The sequence below is a fragment of the Stutzerimonas sp. R40042 genome, assembly GCF_026642215.1.
In the GTDB taxonomy this organism is placed as follows: Bacteria; Pseudomonadota; Gammaproteobacteria; order Pseudomonadales; family Pseudomonadaceae; genus Stutzerimonas; species Stutzerimonas frequens.
In genome coordinates this window covers 1-26,251 of the sequence record NZ_CP113258.1, presented here as the reverse complement: position 1 = coordinate 26,251, position 26,251 = coordinate 1, and the positions used below count along the sequence as shown (strand labels likewise).

The following is a 26,251-nucleotide window of genomic DNA, read 5'->3' as shown; positions in this document are numbered from 1 at the left end:
AGGCCGCACCTGAACCAGCAAATGGATCAGGCCGCACCCATCGCTACGAAGGGTAGGGCACAAGCACCGACCAGAGGCCGTTGTCGCAAGCGACCCGGCCTTCCACCTCGAGCTCGGTCAGCTGCGCCAGCAACTGGCCCAGCGGCTGATCGAGCGCCATGGCCAGTGCTTCGCTGCTACGCGGCGCGGCCAGCAGCTCGCGTAGCAGCGGGTTGTCCGGGGTCGGCGCTGGGTCTGCGGCGGCAGGCAACTCGACGCGCTGCCAGCCACGCAGGGCTTCGAGCACATCGTCGACCGACTCCACCAGCGCGGCACCCTGGCGGATCAGCTGATGGCAGCCACGGGCGCCGGGATGATGGATCGAACCGGGAATCGCATAGACCTCGCGGCCCTGCTCGGCGGCGAGTCGCGCGGTGATCAGCGAACCACTGGACGGACTCGCCTCGACCACCAGTACACCCAGCGAAAGGCCGCTGATGATGCGATTGCGCCGCGGAAAGTTGCTTGCCTGCGGTGGGCAGTCCAGCGGTAACTCGGACACCAGCGCACCACCTCCGTCGAGGACCTGCTGGGCAAGGCCGACGTGACGCTGCGGATACAGCCGCTCGAGGCCGGTACCGAGCACCGCGACGGTCTTGCCGCCCGCTTCCAGCGCGCCCTGGTGCGCGGCGCCGTCGATGCCCAGCGCCAGACCGCTGGTGATGACGAAGCCACCAGCAGCCAGACTGCGTGAGAACGCCCGGGCATTGTCCAGACCGTGGCGCGAGGCGCGACGACTACCCACCATCGCCAGCTGTGGCCGATCGAGCAATGCCGCATCGCCAGCGATGAACAGCAGGGGTGGCGCATCCGGCAATTCAGCCAGCAGGGCAGGGTAGTTGGGATCGTCCCAACAGAGCAGATGCCGGTCCGGCTGCTCCAGCCAGGCGAGGGCGGCACTGGCGCGCTCGCGAATCTCACTGCTGCAGCGCGGTTCGGCGCAGCTGGCCGGCAGGCCCAGCGAGCGCCAGGCGCTGGCCGGTGCGCTGAGTGCCGAAGCGGCATCGGGAAAGGCGCTCAGCAACTTGCGCAAACGACGCGGTCCCAGCTCGGGCAGCAGATGCAGACGCAGCCGAGCTTCCAGCTCGGCAGGGGATATGGCAGGCATGGTGAACACTCCTTGTCTCGTTGCACCGCATCCGTGCGGTGTTGGCACAGCATGAAAAAGCCCCGCTTTCGCGGGGCTCTCTTGTTCAGGGGTTACGAACCTTGTCGCTCACCGCCAGCGAGCGGGTAGCCTGCAATATCAGGCCGTAGCTGAGTTTGTCGTAGGTGCGGAACACCATCAGCAGACCGGAACGCTCGTCCGGAATCTTCACGTTTTCGCCGGTCACGCGATCGCGCACGGTTTCGCCGGTCTTGTACACCGCCAGCACGTTGCCGTCCTGCAGACCGTCGCGAGCACCCTTGTTCAGCGTGACCACGTCGAACTGGCCGATCTGGGTGACGCCACGCGGTACATCGAGAATCACACCTTCGATCTGGGTGGACGGGGCGCTCGGCATGAAGGTGGAGTTGACCGCACGCTCCTCGCCGGGGAACAGGCGATCACCGATGCGCGCTTCCTGGGTGGTACGGGTCAGCTGCATGGTGGCGATGTCGCCTTCGATCTCGAGGATCTCGACGGAGCCGACATCGTCGGCGTTGATGCCGAGGAACTCGCCGGTTTCCGGATCGAGGTAGGTCTTGCCCTGGCGGAAGATGCCGTAGGCCGGCATGTTCGCCTCGAATGCGCCGCGGCCGTAGATGCGATCACCGGCACCGCTGATCACCCGCTCGGCATTGCCGGCGACGATGTACGGCGCGCCTTGGAACTGCTCGGCCGTGTCGATGATGCGGTTGCTCAGCAGGAAGCTGTTGATCGCCTCCAGTGGGATGGTCGGGATGGCTTCGGCCATTGGCGTGGTGCGCACGGTGGGCGACAGTTTGATGGTGCCGCGCGAGGCGCCGCGGTCCAGAACCAGTCGCGGCTGGCCGTCAACGTAGACCAGGCTCAGGGTGTCGCCGGGATAGATCAGATGAGGGTTGGCGATCTGCGGGTTGGCATGCCACAGCTCCGGCCATTTCCACGGCTCGCGCAGGAAGCGGCCGGAGATGTCCCAGAGCGTGTCGCCCTTCACCACGGTATAGCGCTCCGGATGATTGTCCTTGAGCTGCACCGCGGCCTGCGCGAGCCCGCCGACGGCCACCAGGAGCAGGGCGAGTAGTGATTTCCTCATGTGGTGAATCCCTTTATTATGTGCCTTCACGTAAAGCGCCCTAGCGCCGCGGAACCCTTGTGGATCGCGGCATTAAGCCGTTTTCCATGCTGCTCGGCATCTTAGCAGCGGCTTTTGACTTTATTCCATAAGTGCATCACAAACGCATATGGCCATTCTGAACATCCTTGAATTTCCCGATCCGCGGCTGCGCACCATCGCCAAACCGGTGGATGTGGTCGATGACGAGATCCGTCAGCTGATCGATGACATGTTCGAGACCATGTACGAGGCTCCGGGCATCGGCCTGGCCGCGACGCAGGTCAATGTGCACAAGCGCGTGGTGGTGATGGACCTGTCCGAAGACCGGTCCGAGCCGCGGGTTTTCATCAATCCCGAATTCGAATCGCTGACCGACGAGATGGACCAGTATCAGGAAGGCTGTCTGTCGGTCCCGGGCTTCTACGAGAACGTCGATCGTCCGCAGAAGGTGCGCATCAAGGCACTGGATCGCGACGGCAAGCCCTACGAGCTGGTCGCCGAAGGCCTGCTTGCGGTGTGCATCCAGCACGAATGTGATCACCTCAACGGCAAACTGTTCGTCGACTACCTGTCCAGCCTCAAGCGCGACCGGATCAAGAAGAAGCTGGAAAAGATCCACCGCCAGCAGGCTTGATTCCCGAACCTCGAAGGCTTGCTACGGCAAGCCTTTTTCTTAGCGAGCCCCCATGACCCAGCCCTTGCGCATCGTTTTCGCCGGCACCCCGGAATTCGCCGCCCAGCACCTGCAGGCCCTGCTCGATGCGGGCAAGTCGATCGTTGCCGTCTATACCCAGCCGGATCGCCCCGCCGGTCGCGGCCAGAAGCTGATGCCCAGCCCGGTCAAGCAGCTCGCGGTGCAGTACGACATTCCGGTATTCCAGCCGCAGACGCTGCGTGACCCGGCTGCGCAGGCACAGCTGGCGACCCTGCAGGCGGACCTGATGGTGGTGGTCGCCTACGGCCTGATCCTGCCGCAGACGGTGCTCGACCTGCCGCGCCTGGGCTGCATCAACAGCCATGCCTCGCTATTGCCGCGCTGGCGTGGTGCCGCGCCGATCCAGCGCGCCATCGAGGCCGGTGACAGCGAATCCGGCGTCACCGTGATGCAGATGGAAGCGGGCCTGGACACCGGTCCGATGCTGCTCAAGGTCAGCACGCCGATCGGTGATGACGACACCGGCGGCACGCTGCACGACCGTCTCGCCGCGATCGGTTCGCAGGCCGTGGTGCAGGCCGTCGACGCACTGGCTGCCGGCACGCTGCTGCCCGACGTACAGGACGACAGTCTGGCCACCTATGCGCACAAGCTGAGCAAGGACGAGGCGCGCATCGACTGGACGCGCCCGGCCGTCGAGCTGGAGCGGCTGATCCGCGCCTTTCATCCCTGGCCGATCTGCCACAGCACGCTGGACGGCGAGACGCTGAAGATTCACGCGGCGCGGCTCGGCGAAGGCCGCGGCGAGCCCGGCCGCATCCTCGAAGCGAGCAAGGAAGGACTGACGGTTGCCTGCGGCAGCGGCGCCCTGCGCCTGACCCGCCTGCAGCTGCCTGGCGGCAAACCGCTAGGCTTCGCCGACCTGTACAACAGTCGCCGCGAGCAGTTCGCCCCCGGCCTGGTGCTTGGTCAATGAACCCGCGTCTGGCCGCCGCCCGTGCGCTGAGCGTCGTGCTCTCGGGCAAGGCCTCGCTGGGCAGCAGCCTGCCGGAGGTCTTGGGCAAGGTCGACGCCCGCGATCGCGGCCTGACCCAGGAGCTGGCCTTTGGCACCGCGCGCTGGCAACCACGGCTGGCCGGGCTGGCCAACAAGCTGTTGCAGAAGCCGTTCAAGGCAGCCGACCGCGATGTTGAAGCATTGTTGCTGGTCGGCCTCTATCAGCTGCTGCATACCCGCATCCCAGCCCATGCCGCCATCGGCGAAACCGTCGGTTGCGTCGACAAACTGAAGAAGCCCTGGGCCAAGGGCCTGCTCAACGCCGTGCTGCGCCGCGCCCAGCGCGAAGGCGAAGCGCTGCTGGTCGAACTGGAACACGACCCGGTGATTCGCGTCGCCCATCCGCGCTGGTTGCAGAAGGCGCTCAAGGCGCACTGGCCCGAGCACTGGGAAGCCATCTGCGCGGCCAACAACGCGCACCCGCCGATGATGCTGCGGGTCAATCGCCGGCAGGTCAGCCGGGACGGATACCTGGCCGAGCTGCAAACTGCCGGCATCGAAGCCCACCCCTGCGAATTCAGCGAAGACGGCATCCGGCTCGCCAGCCCCTGCGATGTGCAGCAGCTGCCCGGCTTCGCTGAAGGACGGGTCAGCGTGCAGGACGAGGCCGCCCAGCTGGCCGCCGGGCTGCTCGATCTGGCGCCCGGCCAGCGCGTGCTGGACGCCTGCTGCGCGCCGGGCGGCAAGACCTGCCACCTGCTCGAGCGCGAGCCGCAGTTGGCCGGACTGATCGCCCTGGATCTCGAGCCCAAGCGTCTGGCACGAGTGCAGGAGAATCTCGCGCGCCTGCAGCTCGATGCCGAGCTGGTCGCAGCCGATGCCCGCGCTACCGCGCAGTGGTGGGATGGCAAGCCGTTCCAGCGCATCCTGCTCGATGCACCGTGCTCGGCCACCGGCGTGATCCGCCGGCATCCAGATATCAAGCTGACCCGCCAGCCCGAGGACATCGCCCCGCTGGCCGCCCTGCAGGGCGAGATGCTCGATGCGCTGTGGCCGACTCTGGAGGTCGGCGGCGTGCTGCTCTACGCCACCTGCTCAGTGCTGCCGACCGAGAACCGCGAGGTGATCGGCGCCTTCCTCGAGCGCACACCGGGCGCGCGCGAGCTGGATCTGCCGCCTGGCTTCGGCCTGACGCAGCCGCACGGCCGCCAGCTGCTGCCGCAGCAGGACGGCCACGACGGCTTCTACTATGCCAAGCTGATCAAGATCGCGGCGCAGCCACGTGGCGTCAGTGGCTGAGTCGAAACCCCAGCGCAATGCGCGCGGGCCAAACATGGAAGCGGCGGCAAGCGTCCGCCTCTCAGGAGTGATCGCGTGAAGATCATCATTCTCGGCGCCGGCCAGGTCGGCGGTACCCTCGCCGAGCACCTCGCCAGCGAAGCCAACGACATCACCGTGGTGGACACCGACGGCGATCGCCTACGCGATCTCGGCGACCGTCTGGACATCCGCACCATCCAGGGCCGCGGCTCCTTTCCCACGGTGCTGCGCCAGGCCGGTGCCGACGACGCCGACATGCTGGTGGCGGTGACCAACAGCGACGAAACCAACATGGTCGCCTGTCAGGTCGCCTACACCCTGTTCCATACGCCGACCAAGATCGCCCGGGTGCGCGAGGCGGCCTATCTGGTGCGCTCGGGCCTGTTCAACAACGAAGCGATCCCGGTCGACGTGCTGATCAGTCCCGAACAGGTGGTCACCAACTACATCAAGCGGCTGATCGAACACCCCGGCTCGCTGCAGGTGATCGACTTCGCTGAAGGCAAGGCGCAACTGGTTGCCGTGCGCGCCTACTACGGCGGACCACTGGTCGGCCAGGAGCTGCGCCAGCTGCGTCGCCACATGCCCAATGTCGATACCCGTGTGGCCGCGATCTTCCGTCGCAACCACGCGATCCTGCCGCAGGGCGACACGGTGATCGAGGCCGATGACGAGGTGTTCTTCATCGCCGCCCGCGGCCACATTCGCGCGGTCATGAGCGAGATGCGCCGGCTCGACGAGAACTACAAGCGCATCGTCATCGCTGGCGGCGGGCACATCGGCGAACGCCTGGCCGAGGCCATCGAGAGCCGCTACCAGGTCAAGATCATCGAGATGAACCCGGCGCGCTGCCGCTACCTCTCCGACACTCTGGACAGCACCATCATCCTGCAGGGCAGCGCCTCGGACCGCGACCTGCTGGTGGAAGAGAACATCAACGAAGCGGATGTGTTTCTCGCCCTGACCAACGACGACGAGGCCAACATCATGTCCTCGCTACTGGCCAAGCGCCTCGGCGCGCGCAAGGTCATGTGCATCATCAACAACCCGGCCTACGTCGACCTGGTGCAGGGCGGCGAGATCGACATCGCCATCAGCCCGCAGCTCGCCACCATCGGCACTTTGCTGACCCACGTGCGCCGTGGCGATATCGTCAGCGCCCACTCGCTGCGCCGCGGCGCGGCCGAAGCCATCGAGGTGATCGCCCATGGCGACTCGCGTTCGAGCAAGGTCGTCGGCCGTCCCATCAGCAAGATCGCCCTGCCACCCGGCGCCACCATTGGCGCGGTGATCCGCGATGAGCAGGTGCTGATCGCTCACGACAACACGGTGATCGAGTCGGGCGACCACGTCATCCTGTTCCTGGTCGACAAGAAGCACATCCGCGACGTCGAGCGCCTGTTCCAGGCTGGCCTGACGTTCTTCTGACCTCCCTTCCCCCGAACGAGCGGCCCGCCTCCTGGCGGGCCGTTTTGTTTTCTCAATCGACTACCCTTGCGGACGAAACTCGGCTCGGCAACAGCTTTCTATTCAATCGAGCCAATTCGAACCAGATAGGCTCAGATTTCCATTTTATGTCCAGCTTTTGTACCCTCCGGACTGGTTGCCAGATGCTTCGCTCGATTGATGCAGACTATCGACGCGCAAATACCTGCGGCACCTTGGCGCTTCGAAGGCGTCCTTAACTACGGTCCATGCAGTTACCACTCCTAGACAGATAACGATCCGATTCCTCGGGTCTCTACAAGGAACAGGAGAAACTCCCATGAGGAACAGCACCATCACGACACACTCCCGCCGGCTCCTGATCAGCTGTGCCGCCCTGGCCAGCATCGGTCTCGCCGGCCTCACCCAGGCCGATACCCTGGAAAAGATCAAGGACAGCAGCAGCGTACGCATCGGCTACGCCAACGAGACGCCGTTCGCCTATACCGCGCTGGATGGCAGCGTCACTGGCGAATCGCCGGAAATCGTGCGCAAGGTCTTCGAGCGCATGGAGATCGACACCATCAAGCCGGTACTGACCGAGTGGGGCTCGCTGATTCCCGGTTTGCGTGCCGGTCGCTTCGACCTCATCGCCGCCGGCATGTACATCACCCCCGAACGCTGCAAGCAGGTGCTGTTCACCGACCCGCACTACCGCCTGCTCGACACCCTGCTGGTGGCCGAGGGCAACCCGAAGAATCTGCGCAGCTACGAGGACATCGCCGGCAATCCCGAGGTGAAGATCGCCATCATGTCCGGCACGGTGAACCTCGGTTATGCGCGCAAGGCCGGCATCAAGGATTCGCAGATCCTCCAGGTGCCCGATACCACCTCGCAGCTGCAGGCGGTGCGCAGCGGCCGCGCCGACGCCGCCATCGGCACCCAGCTGACCATGCGCGGGCTTGCGCAGAAGGCCGGTGACGATGTCGAAGCCATCGATGACTTCCAGGACGATCCGTCGCGGGCCGGCTATGGCGCACTGGCATTCCGTCCGCAGGACGAAGCGCTAAGGGATGCGGTCAACGCCGAGTTGAAGAAATGGCTGGGCAGCGACGAGCACCTCGAGACCATCGAGCCGTTCGGTTTCGACCGCTCCAATCTGACCGACAAGACCGCCGCCGAGCTCTGCGGCGCCTGAAGCCCGTCGGGGCGGCTGGTTGGCGCGGCTGACCCGCTGTCCCGCCTGTGAACGCTGACCAAGGCTTCGTAGCACGCTGCGCAGCCTCGGTCAGCGCTCCGGAAACCGGATAGCGCCATCATGATCGAATTGCTTCCTCTGCTCTGGCAGGGTGCCTGGGTCACCGTGAAGGTGACGTTCTTTGGCTCCCTGCTGGCCATTGCCTGCGCGCTGATTGCCGCGCTGGCCCGACTCTCGCCACTGGCGCCATTGCGCTGGCTGGCCATCGCTTACATTGAGGTATTCCGCGGCTCATCGCTGCTGGTACAGCTGTTCTGGCTGTACTTCGTGCTGCCGATGCCGCCGTTCAACATCGCCATGAGCGCCTTCGCCGTGGCAGTGGTCGGCCTTGGGTTGAACATCGGCGCCTACGGGGCCGAGGTGCTGCGCGGCGCCATCCGCTCGGTGCACCAGGGCCAGCATGAGGCCTGTCAGGCGCTGAACATGACGCCGCTGACGCGCATGCGCCGAATCATCCTGCCGCAGGCACTGCTCGCGGCGATTCCGCCCGGCACCAACCTGCTGATCGAATTGCTGAAGAATACCTCGCTGGTATCGCTGATCACCCTGTCGGATCTGGCCTTCCGTGCCCGTCAGCTGGATCAGGCGACGCTGATGACGTTGGAGATATTCGGCCTGGCGCTGGTCATCTATTTCATCCTGGCACAGGCGATCAACTTCGGCATGCGCCAGCTGGAGCGTCGCCTGGCCCGCGGACGGATGCGTGGAGGCCTGTCATGAACTTCTTCGACTGGCAGTTCGCCCGCGAGATCCTGCCGCGTCTGCTGGACGCCTCGCTGACCACCATCGGCATTGCCCTGGCCGGTTTCGCCATTGCCGTGGTGCTCGGCCTGTTTCTCGCCATCGCCCGCCGCAGCCGCCAACGCTGGCTGTCCTGGCCGATCACCGGGCTGATCGAGTTCATTCGCAGCACCCCGCTGCTGATCCAGGTGTACTTCCTGTTCTACGTCTTCCCCAACTATGGCCTCAATCTCAGCGCCATGCAGGCGGGGATCATCGGCATCGCGCTGCATTACGCCTGCTACACCGCCGAGGTCTACCGCGCCGGTCTGGATGCGGTGCCGCGCTCGCAGTGGGAAGCCGTCACCGCGCTGAACATGAAGCCTTGGACTGCCTACCGCGACGTGATCCTGCCGCAGGCGTTGCGCCCGGTTCTGCCGGCGCTGGGCAACTACCTGATCTCGATCCTCAAGGACACGCCGGTGCTTTCGGCGATCACCGTGGTGGAAATCATGCAGCGGGCCAAGAACATCGGTTCCGAAAGTTTCCGCTATCTGGAGCCGATCACCATGGTCGGCGTGTTCTTCCTCATTCTCAGCCTCGGCCTCGCCTGGTGCGTGCGCCGCCTGGAAAACCGCATGGAGCTGGCCCGATGAATACGCCAATGCCTGCCACAGAACAACCGAACACCGCTCACGAACCAGCCGAGGCAGCGCAACCGATGGTGCGCTTCGCCGGCGTGAGCAAGCACTACGGCGAGCTGACCGTGCTCGACGGGCTCGATCTGGAGATTCGCGAGGGCGAGAAGGTCGCGATCATCGGCCCCAGCGGCTCGGGCAAGTCGACGCTGCTGCGGGTGCTGATGACCCTGGAAGGGATCGACGACGGGCTGATCGAGGTGGACGGCGAACCCCTGACGCACATGCCCGATGGACATGGTCGTCTGGTGCCGGCCAATGCCCGCCATCTGCGTCGGGTGCGCGGCAAGGTCGGCATGGTATTCCAGAGCTTCAACCTGTTTCCGCACATGAACGCGCTGCAGAACGTCATGGAGGCACCGGTGCAGGTGCTCGGGCTGAGCAAGGCCGAAGCCCGCGAAAGGGCAGAGGAGTTGCTGGCGATGGTCGGCCTGGAGGACAAGCTGGAGCACTTCCCGGCGCAGCTCTCCGGCGGACAGCAGCAGCGCGTGGCCATCGCCCGCGCACTGGCGATGCGGCCGAAAGTGATGCTCTTCGACGAGGTGACTTCGGCGCTCGACCCGGAGCTTTGCGGCGAGGTGCTGAATGTGATCCGTCGTCTCGGCGACGCGCATAACCTGACCATGCTCATGGTCACCCACCAGATGGGGTTCGCCCGTGAGTTCGCCGATCGAGTGTGCTTCTTCCACCAGGGCCGGATCCACGAGCAGGGCAGCCCGGACGAGCTGTTCAACAACCCGCGCGAGGAACGCACCCGGGAATTCCTCAGTGCGGTCAACGAAGCGCACTGACGTGTCGCACTGCTGTCACGCTCGGCGTGCAATATCCGGCGCGACAACTAAGACCATTGGCCTATGCCGCTGCTCTTGCCCGGTCAACGCTTTGCACTACAGTGAGAAGATTCCTTCCGGCGCCGCGCGCCAATCAAGGTCCGAACATGCTCGAATCGCTGGAAAAAATGCTCTCCCAAGGCATGGACAATCCGATGCTGCGCTTCGGTCTAGGCAAAGGCTATCTAGATGCCGGGCAACCAGGCAGGGCGGCCGAACATCTGCGCCGCTGCGTCGAACTCGATCCGAAGTACTCAGCCGCCTGGAAGCTATTGGGCAAGGCCCTGCAGGCCGACGGCGACAAGCCCGGGGCCCATCAGGCGTGGGAACGTGGCATCGCTGCGGCGAACGCCCAGGGTGACAAGCAGGCGGAAAAGGAAATGACCGTATTCCTGCGCCGTCTCGACCGGCTGACGCCCGACTGACGCTCGCTCAGTCTTCGCGCAGAAACCGCAGGCCGACTCCTTCGGCATCCACCCGCATCACCACCATCCGCAGCTCTGGCGCCGGAATCGGCAGGTCCTGGACCTGGCCGGTGACCTCGTCGCCGGGATGCAGCACCACCAGCTCCGGATGTCGGACATAGACACCGCCATCGGATAGGTCGCGAGTTTGCGCAAAGACCTCGCCAAAGGCCGGATGCGTGATGCGGATGCGGCACTTCATGTTGGTACGCGGATGCTGTCTCTGGTTTTGCATGCGCTCGTCCCTGTCGTTGTTGTTTGAGCCTGATCAGTACCAGCGCTTCTCGCCGGCGGGGCGTTTCTTGAAGCGCTTCATGGTCCACATGTACTGGCTGGGATAGGCGCGCACGTACTTCTCGATCATTGCGCTCATCGCCGCTACGCCAGTTTCCGCATCTTCGCTGTACATCCCTTCGGGCGCGGCCTCGAGGACGACCTTGTAGCCGGAACCATCCTCCAGACGCAACGCATGAAGGAACACCCCAACCGCCTTGCCGCCGGCGAGCATGCCGGGCACGAACTTGCTGGTCAGCGCCTGGGTGGCGAAGAAGGGCACGAAGATACCACTGCCTTCGCTTGGCTCGGGGTCGGCCGGAATGCCCACCGCACCGCCACGGCGGACTTCCTTGATCACGCTGAGAATGCCCTCGCGGGTCGACGGCGCGACCCGATTGCCCAGCTGCACGCGCTGCTGTTGCAGCAGATCGTCCACTGCCTTCAGCTTCGGCGGGCGGTAGAAGATGATCGGTTTGCATTGCGCGCAATAGAAGTGGTTCAGCACTTCCCAGTTGCCCAGGTGGCTGGTAATGCCGACCACGCCCTTGCCCGAGGCCAGCGCCGCCTGCAGCACCTCGAGACCCTCGACTTCACGAACCAGTCTCAGGGTCTTCTCCGCCGGCCAGATCCAGGCGCAGGCGCTTTCGGTGAAGGTCATGCCGGTTTCACGCAGGGTGCGGCCGAGCAGGGCGTCGAGTTCCGCCGGGCCGAGCTCGGGAAAGCACTTGTGCAGGTTGATGCGCGCCACCTCGCGCGAGCGGTTCGGCAGCTTCCACATCAGCCAGCCGATCGCCGAGCCCAGGCCCTGGACCATGCGCCAGGGCAGTCGAGCGAAGAGTCGCAGGGAGCCGACGACCAAGGCACCTTTGAGCTTTTCCACACCGCACTCCGAAATTTTCAGGTCGCCTAGTCTACCTGCAACCGTCGCCGGCTTTCAGGCGCAGCGGCGGCAACAACGCACATCCTGGCAGCTCAGGCGTGCAGTGTTTCAAACGTCGCCGGCCAGCTCGGCGTGGCGCTCGCAATCGGTCAGGTGGTCCATGACCATGCCGCAGGCCTGCATGTAGGCGTAGCAGATGGTCGGGCCGACGAAGCTGAAGCCGGCCTTCTTCAAGGCGCGGCTCATCGCCTCGGCCTCGGGCGAGACCGCCGGCACCTGATCGATGCACTCGAAGCGGTTGATCTTCGGCTCGCCGCCGACGAACGACCAGACGAAACCCACCGGGTCCTCCAGCTGCAACCAGGCACGCGCGTTGCTGCGCGCCGCCTCGAGCTTGCGCCGGTTGCGGATGATGCCAGGGTCCAGCATGCGCTCATCGATCTCGGCATCGCTCATGCGCGCCAGCCGCTCGGCATCGAAACCGAACAGCACCTGCCGGTAGCGCTCGCGCTTGCGCAGCACGGTGATCCAGGACAGCCCGGCCTGGAAGGCTTCGAGCAGCAGAAATTCGAACAGCACCTGCGGATCGCGGGCCGGTACGCCCCATTCGCGATCGTGGTAGTCGATGTACAGCGGGTCCGTGCCGCACCAGGCGCAACGTGGCATGTGGTCTCCTTGTGCAGACCACGTCTGGGTGGCCGAAACCATCGCAAGCGCAGCCATGCGGGGGGTATACTCCGAGGCTTTCTGTCGAAGCCCAGCACAGGTGAAATTTTGAGCCAGACTACGCCTGCCGTGCGCACCTTCCAAGACCTGATCCTCGCCCTGCAAAGCTACTGGGCCGAGCAGGGTTGCGTGGTCCTGCAGCCCTATGACATGGAAATGGGCGCCGGTACTTTCCACACCGCCACCTTCCTGCGCGCCATCGGTCCCGAGACCTGGAACGCCGCCTACGTCCAGCCTTCGCGGCGCCCGGCCGACGGTCGCTACGGCGAAAACCCCAACCGCCTGCAGCACTACTACCAGTTCCAGGTGGTGTTGAAGCCCAACCCGGACAACATCCAGGACCTGTACCTGGAGTCGCTGCGTCGCATCGGCGTCGACACCTCGGTGCACGACGTGCGTTTCGTCGAGGACAACTGGGAATCGCCGACCCTCGGCGCCTGGGGTCTGGGCTGGGAGGTGTGGCTCAACGGCATGGAAGTCACCCAGTTCACCTACTTCCAGCAGGTCGGCGGCGTCGAGTGCTACCCGGTCACCGGTGAGATCACCTACGGTCTCGAGCGCCTGGCCATGTACCTGCAGGGCGTCGACTCGGTCTACGACCTGATCTGGGCCGACGGGCCGTTCGGCACCGTGACCTATGGCGACGTGTTCCACCAGAACGAGGTGGAGCAGTCGACCTACAACTTCGAGCACGCCAACGTGCCGAAGCTGTTCGAATTGTTCGACTTCTACGAGAGCGAAGCCAACCGGCTGATGGCCGCCGAGCTGCCATTGCCGGCCTACGAGATGGTGGTCAAGGCCTCGCACACCTTCAACCTGCTCGATGCCCGTCGCGCCATTTCGGTCACCGCGCGCCAGCAGTACATCCTGCGCGTGCGCAGCCTGGCGCGTTCGATCGCCCAGAGCTACCTGCTGGCCCGGGCCAAGCTCGGCTTCCCCATGGCCACCCCCGAACTGCGTGACGAAGTGCTGGCCAAGCTGGAGGCTGCAGAATGAGTGCACTGGATTTCCTCGTCGAACTGGGTACCGAAGAACTGCCACCGAAGGCGCTCGCCAAGCTGGCCGAGGCCTTCTGCGCCGGTATCGAGAAGGGCCTGAAGGACGCCGGCCTGAACTTCGCCAAAGCGCAGGCCTACGCCGCGCCGCGCCGTCTGGCGGTGCTGGTCGAGCAGCTGGCGACTCAGCAGCCGGATCGCAGCATCAACCTCGACGGCCCACCGCTGCAGGCCGCCTTCGACGCCGAAGGTGAGCCGACCCAGGCTGCTCTGGGTTTCGCCCGCAAGTGTGGCGTGGATCTGGCCGAGATCGATCGCAGCGGGCCGAAGCTCAAGTTCAGCCGCACCATCGAGGGCCAGCCTGCCGCCCAGCTGCTGCCAGGCATCGTCGAGGCCTCGCTGAACGATCTGCCGATCCCCAAGCGCATGCGCTGGGCTGCACGCAAGGAAGAGTTCGTCCGCCCGACCCAGTGGTTGGTGATGCTGTTCGGTGAGCAGGTGATCGATTGCGAGATCCTCGCCCAGCGCGCCGGTCGCGAATCCCGCGGCCACCGCTTCCACAGCCCCGGCCAGGTGCACATTTCCAAGCCGTCCAGCTATCTGGAAGACCTGCGGGGCGCCCATGTGATCGCCGACTTCGCCGAGCGCCGCGAGCTGATCGCCAAGCGCGTCGAGCAGCTGGCTGGCGAGCAGAACGGCACGGCCATTGTGCCGCCGGCGCTGCTCGATGAAGTGACCGCGCTGGTCGAGTGGCCGGTGCCGCTGGTCTGCTCGTTCGAGGAACGCTTCCTCGAAGTGCCTCAGGAAGCGCTGATCACCACCATGCAGGACAACCAGAAGTACTTCTGCCTGCTGGACGCCAACGGCAAGCTGCTGCCGCGCTTCATCACCGTGGCCAACATCGAATCGAAGGACCCGGCGCAGATCGTCGCCGGCAACGAGAAGGTCGTGCGTCCGCGCCTGACCGACGCCGAGTTCTTCTTCAAGCAGGACAAGAAGCAGAAGCTCGACAGCTTCAACGATCGCCTGAAGAACGTGGTGTTCCAGGCCCAGCTCGGCACCGTGTATGACAAGGCCGAGCGCGTCTCGCGCCTGGCCGGGCTGATCGCCGAACGTACCGGTGGCGACAAGCAGCGCGCCGCGCGCGCCGGCCTGCTCTGCAAGTGCGACCTGGCCACCGAAATGGTTGGCGAGTTCCCGGAAATGCAAGGCATCGCCGGCTACTACTACGCGCTCAACGACGGCGAGCCGGAAGACGTGGCGCTGGCATTGAACGAGCAGTACATGCCGCGCGGCGCGGGCGGCGAACTGCCGAGCACACTCACTGGCGCGGCCGTGGCCGTGGCCGACAAGCTCGACACCCTGGTCGGGATCTTCGGTATCGGCATGCTACCGACCGGCTCCAAGGACCCCTACGCCCTGCGCCGTGCCGCCCTCGGCGTGCTGCGCATCCTCATCGAGAAGCAACTGGATCTGGACTTGGTCGAAGCGGTGAACTTCGCCATTGGCCAGTTCGGTACGCAGGTCAAGTCAGCCGGGCTCGCCGATCAGGTGCTGGAGTTCATCTTCGACCGCCTGCGTGCGCGCTACGAAGACGAGGGCGTCGACGTCGCCGCCTACCTCTCGGTGCGTGCCGTGCAGCCCGGTTCGGCGCTGGACTTCGATCAGCGCGTGCAGGCGGTGCAGGCCTTCCGCACATTGCCGGAAGCCGAGGCGCTGGCCGCGGCGAACAAGCGCGTCTCCAACCTGCTGGCCAAGTTCGAGGCCAAGCTGCCGGAAGCGGTCGAGCCACGCTGGTTCGACAACGCCACCGAGTTCTCGCTGTATTCGGCGATCCAGCAGGCCGAACAGGCCGTGCAGCCGCTGGCCGCCGCACGCCAGTACCGTGAGGCGCTGGAGCGTCTGGCGCACCTGCGTGGTCCGGTGGATGCCTTCTTCGAGGCGGTGCTGGTGAACGCCGAAGACGCTTCGGTGCGCGCCAACCGTTACGCCTTGCTGGCCCGGCTGAGAGGATTGTTCCTTGGCGTTGCCGATATTTCCGCACTTGGCTAAGCCCGTGAAGCTGATCGTGCTGGACCGCGACGGAGTGATCAACGAGGACTCCGACGAGTACGTCAAGTCGGTGGACGAGTGGATTCCCATCCCGGGCTCGCTGCAGGCGATCGCGCGGCTGTGCAAGGCCGGCTGGACGGTGGCGGTGGCCACCAACCAGTCCGGCGTCGCGCGCGGCAAGTTCGACCTGAGCACCCTCGGCGACATGCATTTCAAGATGCAGCAGCTGGTGATGGAGCAGGGCGGGCGCATCGACCTGATCGTGCATTGCCCGCACGGTCCGGATGACGTTTGCGACTGCCGCAAGCCCAAGCCCGGAATGTTCCGCACCATCGCCGAGCACTTCGGCCTGGCGGACCTCAGGGGCGTGCCAGTAGTGGGCGACAGCCATCGCGACCTGCACGCTGGCATGCTGCTGGGCGGCGTGCCGTACCTGGTCAGGACCGGCAAGGGCCTGCGTACGCTGGAAGGCAGCTTGCCGCCCGGTACACAGGTCTTCGATGACCTCGCCGCCGTAGTCGATCATCTACTCGAGAGTTCTCGATGAGCCTCCTGTTCCCCCTTCGCATTGTCCTGTTCTATTTCCTGCTGGCCTTCACCGCGTTCGCCTGGTGCCTGGTCAGCCTGGTGTTCGCGCCCTTCATGGCGTTTCGTGCCCGCTATCGCTTCGTGGTGCAGAACTGGTGTCGCTGCGCCGTCTGGCTCGGCAAGACCCTGGTCGGCCTGCGCTACGAGGTGCATGGCGCGGAGAACGTGCCGACTCGCCCCTGCGTGATCCTGGCCAAGCATCAGAGCACCTGGGAGACCTTCTTTCTCTCGGCGTACTTCGAGCCGCTGACCCAGGTACTCAAGCGCGAGTTGCTGCGCGTGCCGTTCTTCGGCTGGGCGATCATGCTGCTCAAGCCCATCGCCATCGATCGTGACAACCCGAAAGCGGCGCTGCGCCAGGTCGCCAAGCAGGGCCACGAACGTCTGGAGCAGGGCGCCTGGGTGCTGATCTTCCCCGAGGGCACCCGCACGCCGGTCGGCCAACCAGCGAAGTTTTCCCGTAGCGGTGCGGCACTGGCAGTCAACGCCGGGCTGCCGGTGCTGCCGATCGCCCACAATGCCGGCATGTTCTGGCCCAAGGCTGGTTGGGGTAAGCGCCCCGGCACCATCCAGGTGGTCATCGGCCCACCGATGCTGGCCGAAAGCGAAGGCCCGCGCGCGGTGGCCGAACTCAACCAGCGCGCCGAAGACTGGGTCAACGCGCAGGTCAGTCAGCTCGAATCACAGGGTCGCCCGACCCCCTGATCAACACCGGGGCCGGCAGGGACGCCCGCCCATCCTAACGAGTCCCTATGCAGCAAATACCCAACCATCAGCTGGTCGCCGAATGGCTGCGCCTGCTGGACGGCTATCCCGCCGAAGCTGCCGCCGCGTTGCAGGCGGTGTCGGCCGAGAAGAGTCAGGAACTGGCCGAGCACTTCTATTCGCAGATGCTCGCCGATCCCCATTCGGCCAGTTTTCTCAGCCATGAACAGGTCAAGACCCGTCTCGGCCAATCCATGCAGAAATGGATCGTCACGGTCTGTTCTTCGACGGCCCACAGCGACCTCGACGCGGTAGTCGACCTGCAGCGCAAGGTCGGCGATATCCACGCGCGCATCGAGATACCGGTCAGCCTGGTGCTGCGCGGTTCCAGGCTGCTCAAGGGGCGCCTGCGCCAGCTGCTGGAACAGCGTGAACTCGACGAGCCGGTCAGGCGCAAGGCCGCGCGCATGGGCGCCGATCTGATCGATCTCGCGGTGGAAATCATCTGCTTCGCCTATTCACAGTCCCACGACCGCAATTCGCGGGCGGAAGAGGCCTATCGGCTGTTTTCGGTTTCGCAGAACATCGGCGTCGAGAAGGAGCGGCAGCGCGCCGCACTGCTGGATTGGGAAAATCAGCTGATGTTCGATCTGGCCATCGGCAACCTCACCGGTGCACTGCCGCAGCTGGCCGGTTCCGAATTCGGCCTGTGGTTTCGCCACAAGGCCTCCCATGCCTTCCAAGGTTCGCCGGAAAGCGCGAGCATCCTCGATTACATCGCGCAGATCGATGAAGAGCTCAAATCCATCGCCACGCTGGAAGATCCCGCCGGACGCCTGAGCAAGCTGCACCAGATCCGCGAGCAGACGCGCTCGATCAAGTTCCTGCTCGACAGCCTGTTCGAGCAGGCCAACGACCTGGAGGCCGGCCGTGACGTGCTGACGCGGCTGCTCAACCGCAAGTTCCTGCCGGTGGTGATGGCCAAGGAAGTGCTCTATGCGCGTCAGTCGAACAACACCTTCGGTGTGCTGGTGATCGACGTCGATCACTTCAAGCGCATCAACGACACGCATGGCCACGACGCCGGCGACCAGATCCTGCAGCAGGTTGGCGCGCTGCTGGCGAGCAACACCCGCGGCGGCGACTATGCCTTCCGCCTGGGCGGCGAGGAATTCCTGCTGGTGCTGGTGGACATCGATGCCAACAAGGCACTGGCGGCGGCGGAGAAGCTGCGCGAGCGCATCGCCCGCGAGCACTTCCGTCTATCCAGCGGCGACGTGCTGCAGGTGACGGTCAGCATCGGCATGGCCGTCCATGACGGTCATCCGGACTATGAACGCCTGCTGCAACAGGCCGATCAGGCGCTTTATCAGGCCAAGCACGGCGGGCGCGATCGCTGCGTGCTGCACGCTGGCTGAAAGCAGACTCCCGTAAAAACAGAAGGGGAGCAACCTGGCGGTTGCTCCCCTTCTTTTTCGCGTTTCGATCAGGCCGGCGCGGAGCTGCGGATCAGGTGATCGAAGGCGCTCAGCGAGGCCTTGGCGCCTTCACCCACGGCGATCACGATTTGCTTGTACGGCACCGTGGTCACGTCACCGGCGGCGAACACGCCGGGGATGCTGGTCTGGCCCTTGGCATCGACGATGATTTCGCCGAAGCGCGACAGCTCCAGGGTGCCCTTGAGCCATTCGCTGTTGGGCAGCAGGCCGATCTGCACGAAGATGCCTTCCAGCTCGACGCTGTGCATTTCTTCGCTGGTGCGGTCCTTGTAGACCAGGCCGGTGACCTTCTGGCCGTCGCCCATGACCTCGGTGGTCTGCGCCATCTTCAGCACGCGGACGTTGGGCAGGCTGTTGAGCTTGCGCTGCAGCACGGCGTCGGCACGCAGCTCTTCGCCGAATTCCAGCAGGGTGACGTGGGCGACGATGCCGGCCAGGTCGATGGCCGCTTCCACGCCGGAGTTGCCGCCGCCGATCACCGCCACGCGCTTGCCCTTGAACAGCGGGCCGTCGCAGTGCGGGCAGTAGGCGACACCACGGCCGCGGTACTCCTGCTCGCCCGGCACGTTCATTTCGCGCCAACGCGCGCCTGTAGCCAGAATCAGGGTCTTGGCCTTGAGCTCGCCGCCATTCTCGAACTGCACACGATGCAAGCCGTCGTCGCCGGCCGGGATCAGCTGACTGGCGCGCTGCAGGTTCATGATGTCGACCTCGTACTCGCGCACGTGCTCTTCCAGCGCGCGGGCCAGTTTCGGGCCTTCGGTTTCCTTCACCGAGATGAAGTTCTCGATGGCCATGGTATCGAGTACCTGACCGCCGAAGCGCTCGGCCGCGACACCGGTGCGGATGCCCTTGCGCGCGGCGTAGATCGCCGCTGCCGCGCCGGCCGGGCCACCGCCGACCACCAGCACATCGAAGGCGTCCTTGGCCTTGAGCTTCTCGGCATCACGGGCGCTGGAACCGGTGTCGAGCTTGGCGAGGATCTCTTCTTCGCTCATGCGGCCCTGGGTGAATAGCTCACCGTTGAGGTAGATGCTCGGCACCGACATGATCTGGCGGGCTTCGACCTCGTCCTGGAACAGTGCGCCGTCGATGGCCACGTGCTGGATGTTCGGGTTGAGCACGGCCATCAGGTTCAGCGCCTGGACCACGTCCGGGCAGTTCTGGCAGGACAGCGAGAAATAGGTTTCGAAGCGGTAGTCGCCGTCGAGCGCCTTGATCTGCTCGATCACCTCCGGTGCGGTCTTCGACGGGTGCCCGCCGACCTGCAACAGGGCCAGCACCAGCGAGGTGAACTCGTGGCCCATGGGGATGCCGGCGAAACGCAGGCTGATGTTACCGCCGATGCGGTTGAGCGAGAACGACGGCTTGCGCGCATCGTCGCCGTCGGTCTTCAAGGTGATCTTGTCGCTGAGGCTGGCGATGTCCTGCAGCAGGCTCAGCAGCTCCCGGGATTTCTCGCCGTCATCGAGGGACGCGACGATCTCGAAGGGCTGGGTGACCTTCTCCAGATAGGCTTTCAACTGGGTCTTGAGATTGGAATCCAACATTGGCGACTTACCCCGTCAAAGTGTATTAGCCCTGAGGGCTCTTAAGATGAATGACTCGAATGAGGCAAACTCTACTCCGCAGTAGGGGTATTCCGAAATTGATTAAAACAGTCGCGCCGATTCGATTTGTCTATTTTGAAAATGAAAACCCCGGCGGGGCCGGGGCTTTCTTTGCATCACTTTGAATCTACAAGTGCCGCCGCATCAGAAGTCCAGATTGGAGACTGCCAAGGCGTTGGACTCGATGAACTCCCGGCGCGGTTCCACTGCATCGCCCATCAGCGTGTTGAAGATCTGGTCGGCCGCGATAGCGTCCTCGATCGTCACCTTGAGCATGCGCCGCACGTTCGGATCCATGGTGGTTTCCCACAATTGGTCCGGGTTCATTTCGCCGAGACCCTTATAGCGCTGCACGCTGTGCCGACGGGTGCCTTCGTTCATCAGCCAGTCCAGCGCTTCCTTGAAGCTGGCGACGGGCTTCTTACGCTCACCACGCTGTACGTAGGCACCTTCTTCCAGCAGGCTGTTCAGCTTCTCGCCCAGTGCCGTCACGGTACGGTAGTCGTTGCTGCCGAAGAAATCACGGTTAAAGGTGATGTAGCTGGCCAGACCGTGGGAGCTGATCTCCACCTCCGGAAGCCACAGATGGCGTTCCTTGTCCTCGCGCAGGCTGACGTTGTAGACCAGCCCAGAGCGCTCGCCGCCCTTGAGCCGCGCACTGTACTGTTCGAGCCAGGCCTGCATGGCGGAATGGTCCGCCAGCTGCTCGAGAGAAACTCGTGGCAGGTAGATGAAGTGCTCGGTCAGTTCCAACGGGTACAGCCGTGACAGGCGCTGCAGGGTCTTCATGACCGTACGGTAGTCGTTGACCAGCTTCTCCAGCGCTTCGCCGGCCAGGCCTGGCGCATCATCGTTGACGTGCAGGCTGGCATCTTCCAGGGCCGATTGAGTGAGGTACTCCTCCATCGCCTCGTCGTCCTTGATGTACTGCTCCTGCTTGCCGCGCTTGACCTTGTACAGAGGCGGCTGGGCGATATACACATAGCCACGCTCGATCAGCTCGGGCAGCTGGCGGAAGAAGAACGTCAAGAGCAGGGTGCGGATGTGCGAACCGTCGACGTCAGCATCGGTCATGATGATGATGTTGTGGTAGCGCAGCTTGTCGATGTTGTATTCCTCGCGGCCGATGCCGCAACCCAGCGCGGTGATCAGCGTGCCGACTTCCTGGGACGAGAGCATCTTGTCGAAGCGTGCCTTCTCGACGTTGAGGATCTTGCCCTTGAGCGGGAGGATCGCCTGGGTCTTGCGGTTGCGGCCCTGCTTCGCCGAGCCACCCGCGGAGTCACCCTCCACGATGTACAGTTCGGACAGCGCAGGATCCTTCTCCTGACAGTCGGCGAGCTTGCCCGGCAGGCCGGCGATATCCAGCGCACCCTTGCGGCGGGTCATTTCCCGCGCCTTGCGCGCTGCCTCACGGGCACGCGCGGCGTCGATCATCTTGCCGACCACAGCCTTGGCTTCGTTGGGATGTTCCAGCAGGAAATCGGCGAAGTACTTGCCCATTTCCTGTTCCACAGCGGTCTTCACCTCGGAAGAAACCAGCTTGTCCTTGGTCTGCGAGCTGAACTTGGGATCCGGCACCTTGACCGAGATGATTGCGGTCAGGCCTTCACGCGCATCGTCACCGGTGGTGGAGATCTTGTGCTTCTTCGCCAGACCTTCCTGCTCGATGTAGTTGTTCAGGTTACGCGTCAGTGCGGAACGGAAGCCGGCCAGGTGGGTACCGCCGTCACGCTGGGGAATGTTGTTGGTAAAGCAGAGGATGTTCTCGTTGAAGCTGTCGTTCCACTGCAGCGCGACTTCGACGCCGACGCCATCGTCACGCTGGACGTTGAAGTGGAACACCTGGTTCACCGCGGTCTTGTTGGTGTTCAGGTACGCGACAAAGGCGCTGAGGCCGCCCTCGTACTTGAACAGTTCTTCCTTGGCCGTGCGCTCGTCACGCAGGACGATACCCACGCCGGAGTTGAGGAAAGACAGCTCGCGCAGGCGCTTGGCCAGAATGTCCCAGCTGAAATGGATGTTCTGGAAGGTCTCGGCGGACGGCTTGAAATGGATCTGCGTGCCCGATGTATCGGTTTCGCCCACGGCCGCGAGTGGGGCTTGCGGGACGCCATGGCGATAGAGCTGTTCCCACACCTTGCCTTCGCGGCGGATGGTCAGCAGCAGCTCCTCGGACAATGCGTTCACCACCGAGACACCCACGCCGTGCAGGCCACCGGATACCTTGTAGGAGTTGTCGTCGAACTTACCGCCAGCGTGCAGCACGGTCATGATGACCTCGGCTGCCGATACACCTTCTTCGTGAATATCCACCGGAATGCCGCGCCCGTTGTCGCGCACGGTAATGGATTCGTCGGTATGGATGGTGATGGAAATATCGCTGCAGTAGCCGGCCAGCGCTTCATCAATCGAGTTATCGACGACCTCGAAGACCATGTGGTGCAGGCCGGTGCCGTCATCGGTGTCGCCGATATACATGCCAGGGCGCTTACGCACGGCATCAAGACCTTTCAGCACCTTGATGCTCGAAGAGTCGTACGTGTGGTTCTCACTCATGCCTTCACTCCCGAGGGGCCGTGGAGCTGGGTTATTTGCCCATGTTCCACGTGAAACATTGAGACTGGTGTCTGTTCACCCCAGCCTTCTTGCAAAACGGTTGAATCGACGCAGGTAATAAACACCTGACAGTTCAGCTGTTCGAGCAACCTGCACAACGCCAATCGGTGCTGCGCATCCAGCTCCGAGGGCAGGTCGTCGACCAGATAAATGCATTGCCCGCGCTTGGCCTCGCTGACGAGATGACCTTGGGCAATGCGCAATGCACACACCACCAGCTTCTGTTGCCCACGCGACAGCACTTCTGCCGCGTTATGAGTACCCACCTTGAGTCGCAGATCCGCGCGCTGCGGGCCAGATTGCGTATGGCCCATCGCACGATCGCGCTCCAGTGACGAAGCCAATACATCGACCAATGGGCGATCCTTGTCCCAACCGCGGTAATAGCTCAGCGTCAGGCCATCCAGGTCCAGCAGCGCCTTGAGCGTCTTCTCGAAGACCGGTTTAAGCGCTTGGATGTAAGCCCGGCGATAACCATCGATCTCGTCGCTGGCCAGGCTCAGTTCCCGGCTCCAGGCGGCGTCCGAAGCGCCGTCCAGTGTACCATGCCGGAGCCATGAGTTCCGTTGCCTCAGGGCCTGCTGCAGGCGCTGCCAGGCACTCATGAAACGATGTTCCACGTGGAACACACCCCAGTCCAGGAACTGCCTGCGCAGCTTGGGGGCCCCCTCCAACAAACGGAAACTGTCCGGGTTGATCAGCTGCAGCGGCAGAGTGTCAGCCAGCTCGGCGGCAGAGCGAACGCTCTGCCCATCGATACGAATTCTGACTTCGCCACTGCGATCTCTGGAAACCCCCAGGGCTCGACTGTGCTGGTCCGGTAGCTCGACCTGGCCGAACACCGTGCAGGCCGGTTGCTCGTAGGTGATCACCGGGTTCAGTCGAATACTGCGAAAGGAGCGTGCGAGGCCGAGCAGGTGGATGGCCTCCAGCAGGCTCGTCTTGCCGCTGCCGTTGTCGCCGAAGAGGATGTTGATGCGCGGGGAGGGGGTCAGCGTCACCGGGTGCAGATTGCGAACCCCGGTGACGGAGAGACGGCTGAGGGACATTAAGCGGATTTACAGACGCATCGGCATCACGACGTAGGCGGAATCGTCGTTGTCGAACTCCTGCACCAGAGCGCTGCTGTTGGCGTCGGAGAGAATCAGACGCACCTGCTCGGTGGTCATCACGCCCAGGACATCGAGCAGGTAGCTGACGTTGAAACCGATCTCCAGCGATCCTCCGTTGTAATCGACCGCAACTTCCTCCTCGGCTTCCTCCTGCTCCGGGTTGTTGGCCTGGATCTTCAACAGACCGCTTTCCAGTTGCAGGCGAATGCCACGGTACTTCTCGTTGGAGAGGATCGCCGTGCGGCTAAACGCCTCGCGCAGCAGCTGACGATCACCGACCACCAGCTTGTCACCGCCCCGCGGCAGCACACGCTCGTAGTCCGGGAATTTTCCGTCCACCAGCTTGGAGGTGAAGGTGAACTCGCCAGTAGTCGCGCGAATGTGATGCTGACCCAGTACGATGCTGACTTCGGCATCCTGATCGTTGAGCAGGCGCGCCAGTTCCAGGATGCCCTTGCGCGGGACGATCACCTGATGGCGATCCGGCTGTTCGATGCCGGCCTGCATCGAGCACATGGCCAGGCGATGGCCATCGGTGGCCACGGCACGCAGCATGCCGCTAGACACTTCGATCAGCATGCCGTTGAGGTAATAGCGCACATCCTGCTGGGCCATGGCGAACGCGCTGCGCTCGATGAGCTTGCGCAGCTTGCCTTGCTCGACGGTAAACGACAGTGAGCCAGGACCTTCTTCCACGGTGGGGAAATCGTTGGCCGGCAGGGTCGACAGCGTAAAGCGGCTGCGCCCCGACTTGATGACGACCTTCTGGTCATCCAGGCGAATACTGATCAGCGCATCGCTCGGCAGGCTCTTGCAGATATCCATCAGCTTGCGTGCCGGCACGGTGATCTCGCCAGGCTCGGCGGCATCTTCGAGCGCGACGCGCCCCACCAGTTCGACCTCGAGATCGGTACCGGTCAGCGACAACTGCTGCCCCTGTACGACGAGAAGAACGTTGGACAGCACCGGCAAGGTCTGACGGCGTTCGACGACGCCAGCAACCAGCTGCAGGGGTTTCAACAGGGCTTCGCGCTGAATGGAAAAATGCATGGTCTGGTCCCTTGCCTATAGATTAGGTCGCACTCAGGTTGTCAAAGTTCGCAGCAGATTTTTGTAATCTTCGCGTATATCCGCGTCTGTTTCCCGCAATTCGGCGATCTTACGACAGGCATGCAGCACCGTGGTGTGATCTCGACCGCCGAACGCATCGCCGATCTCCGGCAGGCTGTGATTGGTCAATTCCTTGGACAAAGCCATGGCCACTTGCCGCGGACGCGCGACCGAACGGGAACGCCGCTTGGACAGCAGATCGGAAATCTTGATCTTGTAGTACTCGGCCACGGTGCGCTGGATATTGTCGACGCTGACCAGTTTATCCTGCAACGCCAGCAGGTCTTTCAGCGATTCGCGTATCAGCTCGATGGTGATGTCGCGCCCCATGAAGTGGGCATGGGCGATCACCCGCTTCAGCGCTCCCTCGAGTTCGCGGACGTTGGAGCGAATGCGCTGGGCGATGAAGAAGGCCGCATCGTGGGGCAGGTCCACCTTGGCCTGATCCGCCTTCTTCATCAGGATCGCCACACGGGTCTCCAGTTCGGGCGGCTCGACCGCTACGGTCAAACCCCAACCGAAACGCGACTTCAGACGCTCTTCGAGCCCATCGATCTCCTTCGGATAGCGGTCGCTGGTGAGAATGACTTGCTGGCCGCCTTCAAGCAGCGCATTGAAGGTATGGAAGAATTCTTCCTGGGAGCGCTCTTTCTTGGCGAAGAACTGAATGTCATCGATCAGCAGCGCATCCACTGAACGGTAGAAGCGCTTGAACTCGTTGATCGCGTTGAGCTGTAGGGCCTTGACCATGTCGGCCACGAAACGCTCCGAGTGCAGGTACACCACCTTGGCATTCGGGTTCTTTTTCAGCAGATGGTTACCCACAGCATGCATCAGGTGGGTCTTGCCCAGGCCCACTCCCCCATAAAGGAAGAGCGGGTTGTAACCGTGCTTGGGGTTGTCCGCCACCTGCCAGGCCGCAGCCCGCGCCAGCTGGTTGGATTTGCCTTCGACGAAATTCTCGAAAGTGAAGGTGCGATTCAGATAGCTGGTGTGCTTTAGACCACCTTCGACCTGGACGGTACGCTCGGTACGCGGCGGCTCCGGCTCTGGGGGGTCGGCAACCACCGGCTCGAACCGGGCCGCTTGCGGTTGCGCCACCGCTGCGGGCGTGACCGGCGTGGTTGTTGCTGGTTGCGGCTGGGCGCGCGCAGCTGCGGCCGCGGAGGGCAGGGCGGCGGACGAGGTGCGCTTGCTACCTATAAGAAGGGAGAGTGCCGGCGCCAGCCCAGTCGACCGTTCGGAAAGCAGCTCCAGCAGTCGCGACAGGTACTTTTCATTGACCCAGTCGAGCACGAAGCGATTGGGGGCATAGACGCGCAGTTCATCGCCGTCGCCCTCCACCTGCAGGGGACGAATCCATGTGTTGAATTGCTGAGCAGGCAGTTCATCGCGCAAAAGCTCAACACACTGCTGCCAAAGTTCAACCGACAC

At 63.8% G+C, this 26,251-nt stretch carries 24 protein-coding genes; 14 read left to right on the top strand and 10 right to left on the bottom strand.

The features are described 5' to 3' along the window. Positions 1–43: 43 nt before the first annotated feature. Both dprA and OUY36_RS00115 read right to left on the bottom strand, forming a co-directional pair. A complete protein-coding gene (dprA, locus tag OUY36_RS00120; RefSeq protein ID WP_267936107.1) occupies positions 44–1,147 on the bottom strand; it encodes a DNA-processing protein DprA in 1,104 nt (367 codons plus the stop codon). Positions 1,148–1,232: 85 nt separating this feature from the next. Continuing rightward, a complete protein-coding gene (locus OUY36_RS00115; RefSeq protein WP_110778611.1) occupies positions 1,233–2,258 on the bottom strand; it encodes a LysM peptidoglycan-binding domain-containing protein in 1,026 nt (341 codons plus the stop codon). 148 nt (positions 2,259–2,406) lie between these two features. Between OUY36_RS00115 and def the strand changes: the two genes are divergently transcribed. The 9 genes from def to OUY36_RS00070 all read left to right on the top strand — a co-directional run bounded on the left by def (position 2,407) and on the right by OUY36_RS00070 (position 10,606). Then, on the top strand, positions 2,407–2,913 hold the full coding sequence (gene def, locus OUY36_RS00110) for a peptide deformylase (protein WP_045632452.1): 507 nt from the start codon (positions 2,407–2,409) through the stop codon (positions 2,911–2,913). Positions 2,914–2,965: 52 nt separating this feature from the next. Next, positions 2,966–3,910: a methionyl-tRNA formyltransferase gene (gene fmt, locus OUY36_RS00105; protein ID WP_267936104.1), complete on the top strand. Its 945-nt coding sequence runs from the start codon at positions 2,966–2,968 to the stop codon at positions 3,908–3,910. Continuing rightward, the gene (gene rsmB / locus OUY36_RS00100; protein ID WP_267936102.1) at positions 3,907–5,229 is read left to right on the top strand and encodes a 16S rRNA (cytosine(967)-C(5))-methyltransferase RsmB; all 1,323 of its coding nucleotides are present in this window, start codon (positions 3,907–3,909) and stop codon (positions 5,227–5,229) included. Before fmt ends, rsmB begins: the two co-directional genes overlap by 4 nt. Before the next feature lie 75 nt (positions 5,230–5,304). After that, entirely contained in the window at positions 5,305–6,678 is a 1,374-nt protein-coding gene (gene trkA / locus OUY36_RS00095) for a Trk system potassium transporter TrkA (RefSeq protein ID WP_063540273.1), read from the top strand. Between the two features lie 337 nt (positions 6,679–7,015). Next, positions 7,016–7,873, top strand: coding sequence for an ectoine/hydroxyectoine ABC transporter substrate-binding protein EhuB (ehuB, locus tag OUY36_RS00090; protein ID WP_063540272.1), 858 nt, complete (start codon positions 7,016–7,018; stop codon positions 7,871–7,873). A gap of 120 nt (positions 7,874–7,993) precedes the next feature. Further along, complete coding sequence (gene ehuC / locus OUY36_RS00085) at positions 7,994–8,653, top strand: ectoine/hydroxyectoine ABC transporter permease subunit EhuC (RefSeq protein WP_063540271.1); 660 nt, start codon at positions 7,994–7,996, stop codon at positions 8,651–8,653. Beyond that, complete coding sequence (gene ehuD / locus OUY36_RS00080) at positions 8,650–9,309, top strand: ectoine/hydroxyectoine ABC transporter permease subunit EhuD (RefSeq protein WP_102839122.1); 660 nt, start codon at positions 8,650–8,652, stop codon at positions 9,307–9,309. The genes ehuC and ehuD overlap by 4 nt, the downstream gene beginning before the upstream one ends. Then, positions 9,306–10,142, top strand: a complete 837-nt coding sequence (gene ehuA, locus OUY36_RS00075; protein WP_102929737.1) for an ectoine/hydroxyectoine ABC transporter ATP-binding protein EhuA — start codon at positions 9,306–9,308, stop codon at positions 10,140–10,142. The genes ehuD and ehuA overlap by 4 nt, the downstream gene beginning before the upstream one ends. A 146-nt stretch (positions 10,143–10,288) precedes the next feature. Continuing rightward, a complete protein-coding gene (locus OUY36_RS00070; RefSeq protein ID WP_063540268.1) occupies positions 10,289–10,606 on the top strand; it encodes a tetratricopeptide repeat protein in 318 nt (105 codons plus the stop codon). A gap of 7 nt (positions 10,607–10,613) precedes the next feature. Here OUY36_RS00070 and OUY36_RS00065 read toward each other — a convergent pair whose 3' ends face one another. The 3 genes from OUY36_RS00065 to OUY36_RS00055 form a co-directional block, all read right to left on the bottom strand. Further along, complete coding sequence (locus OUY36_RS00065) at positions 10,614–10,880, bottom strand: PilZ domain-containing protein (protein WP_063540267.1); 267 nt, start codon at positions 10,878–10,880, stop codon at positions 10,614–10,616. A gap of 33 nt (positions 10,881–10,913) precedes the next feature. After that, positions 10,914–11,801, bottom strand: coding sequence for a lysophospholipid acyltransferase (locus OUY36_RS00060; RefSeq protein ID WP_266284973.1), 888 nt, complete (start codon positions 11,799–11,801; stop codon positions 10,914–10,916). A gap of 108 nt (positions 11,802–11,909) precedes the next feature. Then, complete coding sequence (locus OUY36_RS00055) at positions 11,910–12,467, bottom strand: DNA-3-methyladenine glycosylase I (protein WP_267936097.1); 558 nt, start codon at positions 12,465–12,467, stop codon at positions 11,910–11,912. A 108-nt stretch (positions 12,468–12,575) separates the two neighbouring features. Between OUY36_RS00055 and glyQ the strand changes: the two genes are divergently transcribed. The 5 genes from glyQ to OUY36_RS00030 are packed head-to-tail and all read left to right on the top strand — an operon-like array spanning position 12,576 to position 18,285. Next, on the top strand, positions 12,576–13,523 hold the full coding sequence (gene glyQ / locus OUY36_RS00050) for a glycine--tRNA ligase subunit alpha (RefSeq protein WP_003284253.1): 948 nt from the start codon (positions 12,576–12,578) through the stop codon (positions 13,521–13,523). After that, positions 13,520–15,574 carry a glycine--tRNA ligase subunit beta gene (gene glyS, locus OUY36_RS00045; protein WP_063540264.1) on the top strand — a complete coding sequence of 685 codons (2,055 nt, stop codon included), beginning with the start codon at positions 13,520–13,522 and terminating at the stop codon, positions 15,572–15,574. Before glyQ ends, glyS begins: the two co-directional genes overlap by 4 nt. A gap of 4 nt (positions 15,575–15,578) precedes the next feature. Then, complete coding sequence (gene gmhB / locus OUY36_RS00040; RefSeq protein WP_267938235.1) at positions 15,579–16,121, top strand: D-glycero-beta-D-manno-heptose 1,7-bisphosphate 7-phosphatase; 543 nt, start codon at positions 15,579–15,581, stop codon at positions 16,119–16,121. Next, entirely contained in the window at positions 16,118–16,867 is a 750-nt protein-coding gene (locus OUY36_RS00035) for a lysophospholipid acyltransferase family protein (RefSeq protein ID WP_267936094.1), read from the top strand. Before gmhB ends, OUY36_RS00035 begins: the two co-directional genes overlap by 4 nt. A 47-nt stretch (positions 16,868–16,914) precedes the next feature. Continuing rightward, entirely contained in the window at positions 16,915–18,285 is a 1,371-nt protein-coding gene (locus OUY36_RS00030) for a GGDEF domain-containing protein (RefSeq protein ID WP_267936092.1), read from the top strand. 68 nt (positions 18,286–18,353) lie between these two features. Here the strand turns inward: OUY36_RS00030 and ahpF are convergent, their stop codons facing one another. The 5 genes from ahpF to dnaA form a co-directional block, all read right to left on the bottom strand. After that, a complete protein-coding gene (gene ahpF / locus OUY36_RS00025) occupies positions 18,354–19,916 on the bottom strand; it encodes an alkyl hydroperoxide reductase subunit F (RefSeq protein WP_267936090.1) in 1,563 nt (520 codons plus the stop codon). A 204-nt stretch (positions 19,917–20,120) separates the two neighbouring features. Next, the gene (gene gyrB / locus OUY36_RS00020; protein WP_200596965.1) at positions 20,121–22,535 is read right to left on the bottom strand and encodes a DNA topoisomerase (ATP-hydrolyzing) subunit B; all 2,415 of its coding nucleotides are present in this window, start codon (positions 22,533–22,535) and stop codon (positions 20,121–20,123) included. Then, on the bottom strand, positions 22,532–23,644 hold the full coding sequence (gene recF, locus OUY36_RS00015) for a DNA replication/repair protein RecF (protein WP_230726632.1): 1,113 nt from the start codon (positions 23,642–23,644) through the stop codon (positions 22,532–22,534). The genes gyrB and recF overlap by 4 nt, the downstream gene beginning before the upstream one ends. Positions 23,645–23,653: 9 nt before the next feature. Then, complete coding sequence (gene dnaN / locus OUY36_RS00010) at positions 23,654–24,757, bottom strand: DNA polymerase III subunit beta (protein ID WP_063540258.1); 1,104 nt, start codon at positions 24,755–24,757, stop codon at positions 23,654–23,656. Positions 24,758–24,790: 33 nt separating this feature from the next. Continuing rightward, a complete protein-coding gene (gene dnaA / locus OUY36_RS00005) occupies positions 24,791–26,251 on the bottom strand; it encodes a chromosomal replication initiator protein DnaA (protein WP_102839112.1) in 1,461 nt (486 codons plus the stop codon).

Coding starts and splice junctions, on each gene's coding strand:
- ehuB (WP_063540272.1), top strand. CDS start 7,016: ATGAGGAACAGCACCATCACGACACACTCCCGCCGGCTCCTGATCAGC.
- dnaN (WP_063540258.1), bottom strand. CDS start 24,757: ATGCATTTTTCCATTCAGCGCGAAGCCCTGTTGAAACCCCTGCAGCTG.
- OUY36_RS00035 (WP_267936094.1), top strand. CDS start 16,118: ATGAGCCTCCTGTTCCCCCTTCGCATTGTCCTGTTCTATTTCCTGCTG.
- ahpF (WP_267936090.1), bottom strand. CDS start 19,916: ATGTTGGATTCCAATCTCAAGACCCAGTTGAAAGCCTATCTGGAGAAG.
- def (WP_045632452.1), top strand. CDS start 2,407: ATGGCCATTCTGAACATCCTTGAATTTCCCGATCCGCGGCTGCGCACC.
- OUY36_RS00070 (WP_063540268.1), top strand. CDS start 10,289: ATGCTCGAATCGCTGGAAAAAATGCTCTCCCAAGGCATGGACAATCCG.
- glyS (WP_063540264.1), top strand. CDS start 13,520: ATGAGTGCACTGGATTTCCTCGTCGAACTGGGTACCGAAGAACTGCCA.
- OUY36_RS00030 (WP_267936092.1), top strand. CDS start 16,915: ATGCAGCAAATACCCAACCATCAGCTGGTCGCCGAATGGCTGCGCCTG.
- OUY36_RS00055 (WP_267936097.1), bottom strand. CDS start 12,467: ATGCCACGTTGCGCCTGGTGCGGCACGGACCCGCTGTACATCGACTAC.
- gyrB (WP_200596965.1), bottom strand. CDS start 22,535: ATGAGTGAGAACCACACGTACGACTCTTCGAGCATCAAGGTGCTGAAA.
- dprA (WP_267936107.1), bottom strand. CDS start 1,147: ATGCCTGCCATATCCCCTGCCGAGCTGGAAGCTCGGCTGCGTCTGCAT.
- fmt (WP_267936104.1), top strand. CDS start 2,966: ATGACCCAGCCCTTGCGCATCGTTTTCGCCGGCACCCCGGAATTCGCC.
- rsmB (WP_267936102.1), top strand. CDS start 3,907: ATGAACCCGCGTCTGGCCGCCGCCCGTGCGCTGAGCGTCGTGCTCTCG.
- recF (WP_230726632.1), bottom strand. CDS start 23,644: ATGTCCCTCAGCCGTCTCTCCGTCACCGGGGTTCGCAATCTGCACCCG.
- OUY36_RS00065 (WP_063540267.1), bottom strand. CDS start 10,880: ATGCAAAACCAGAGACAGCATCCGCGTACCAACATGAAGTGCCGCATC.
- OUY36_RS00115 (WP_110778611.1), bottom strand. CDS start 2,258: ATGAGGAAATCACTACTCGCCCTGCTCCTGGTGGCCGTCGGCGGGCTC.
- ehuC (WP_063540271.1), top strand. CDS start 7,994: ATGATCGAATTGCTTCCTCTGCTCTGGCAGGGTGCCTGGGTCACCGTG.
- ehuA (WP_102929737.1), top strand. CDS start 9,306: ATGAATACGCCAATGCCTGCCACAGAACAACCGAACACCGCTCACGAA.
- ehuD (WP_102839122.1), top strand. CDS start 8,650: ATGAACTTCTTCGACTGGCAGTTCGCCCGCGAGATCCTGCCGCGTCTG.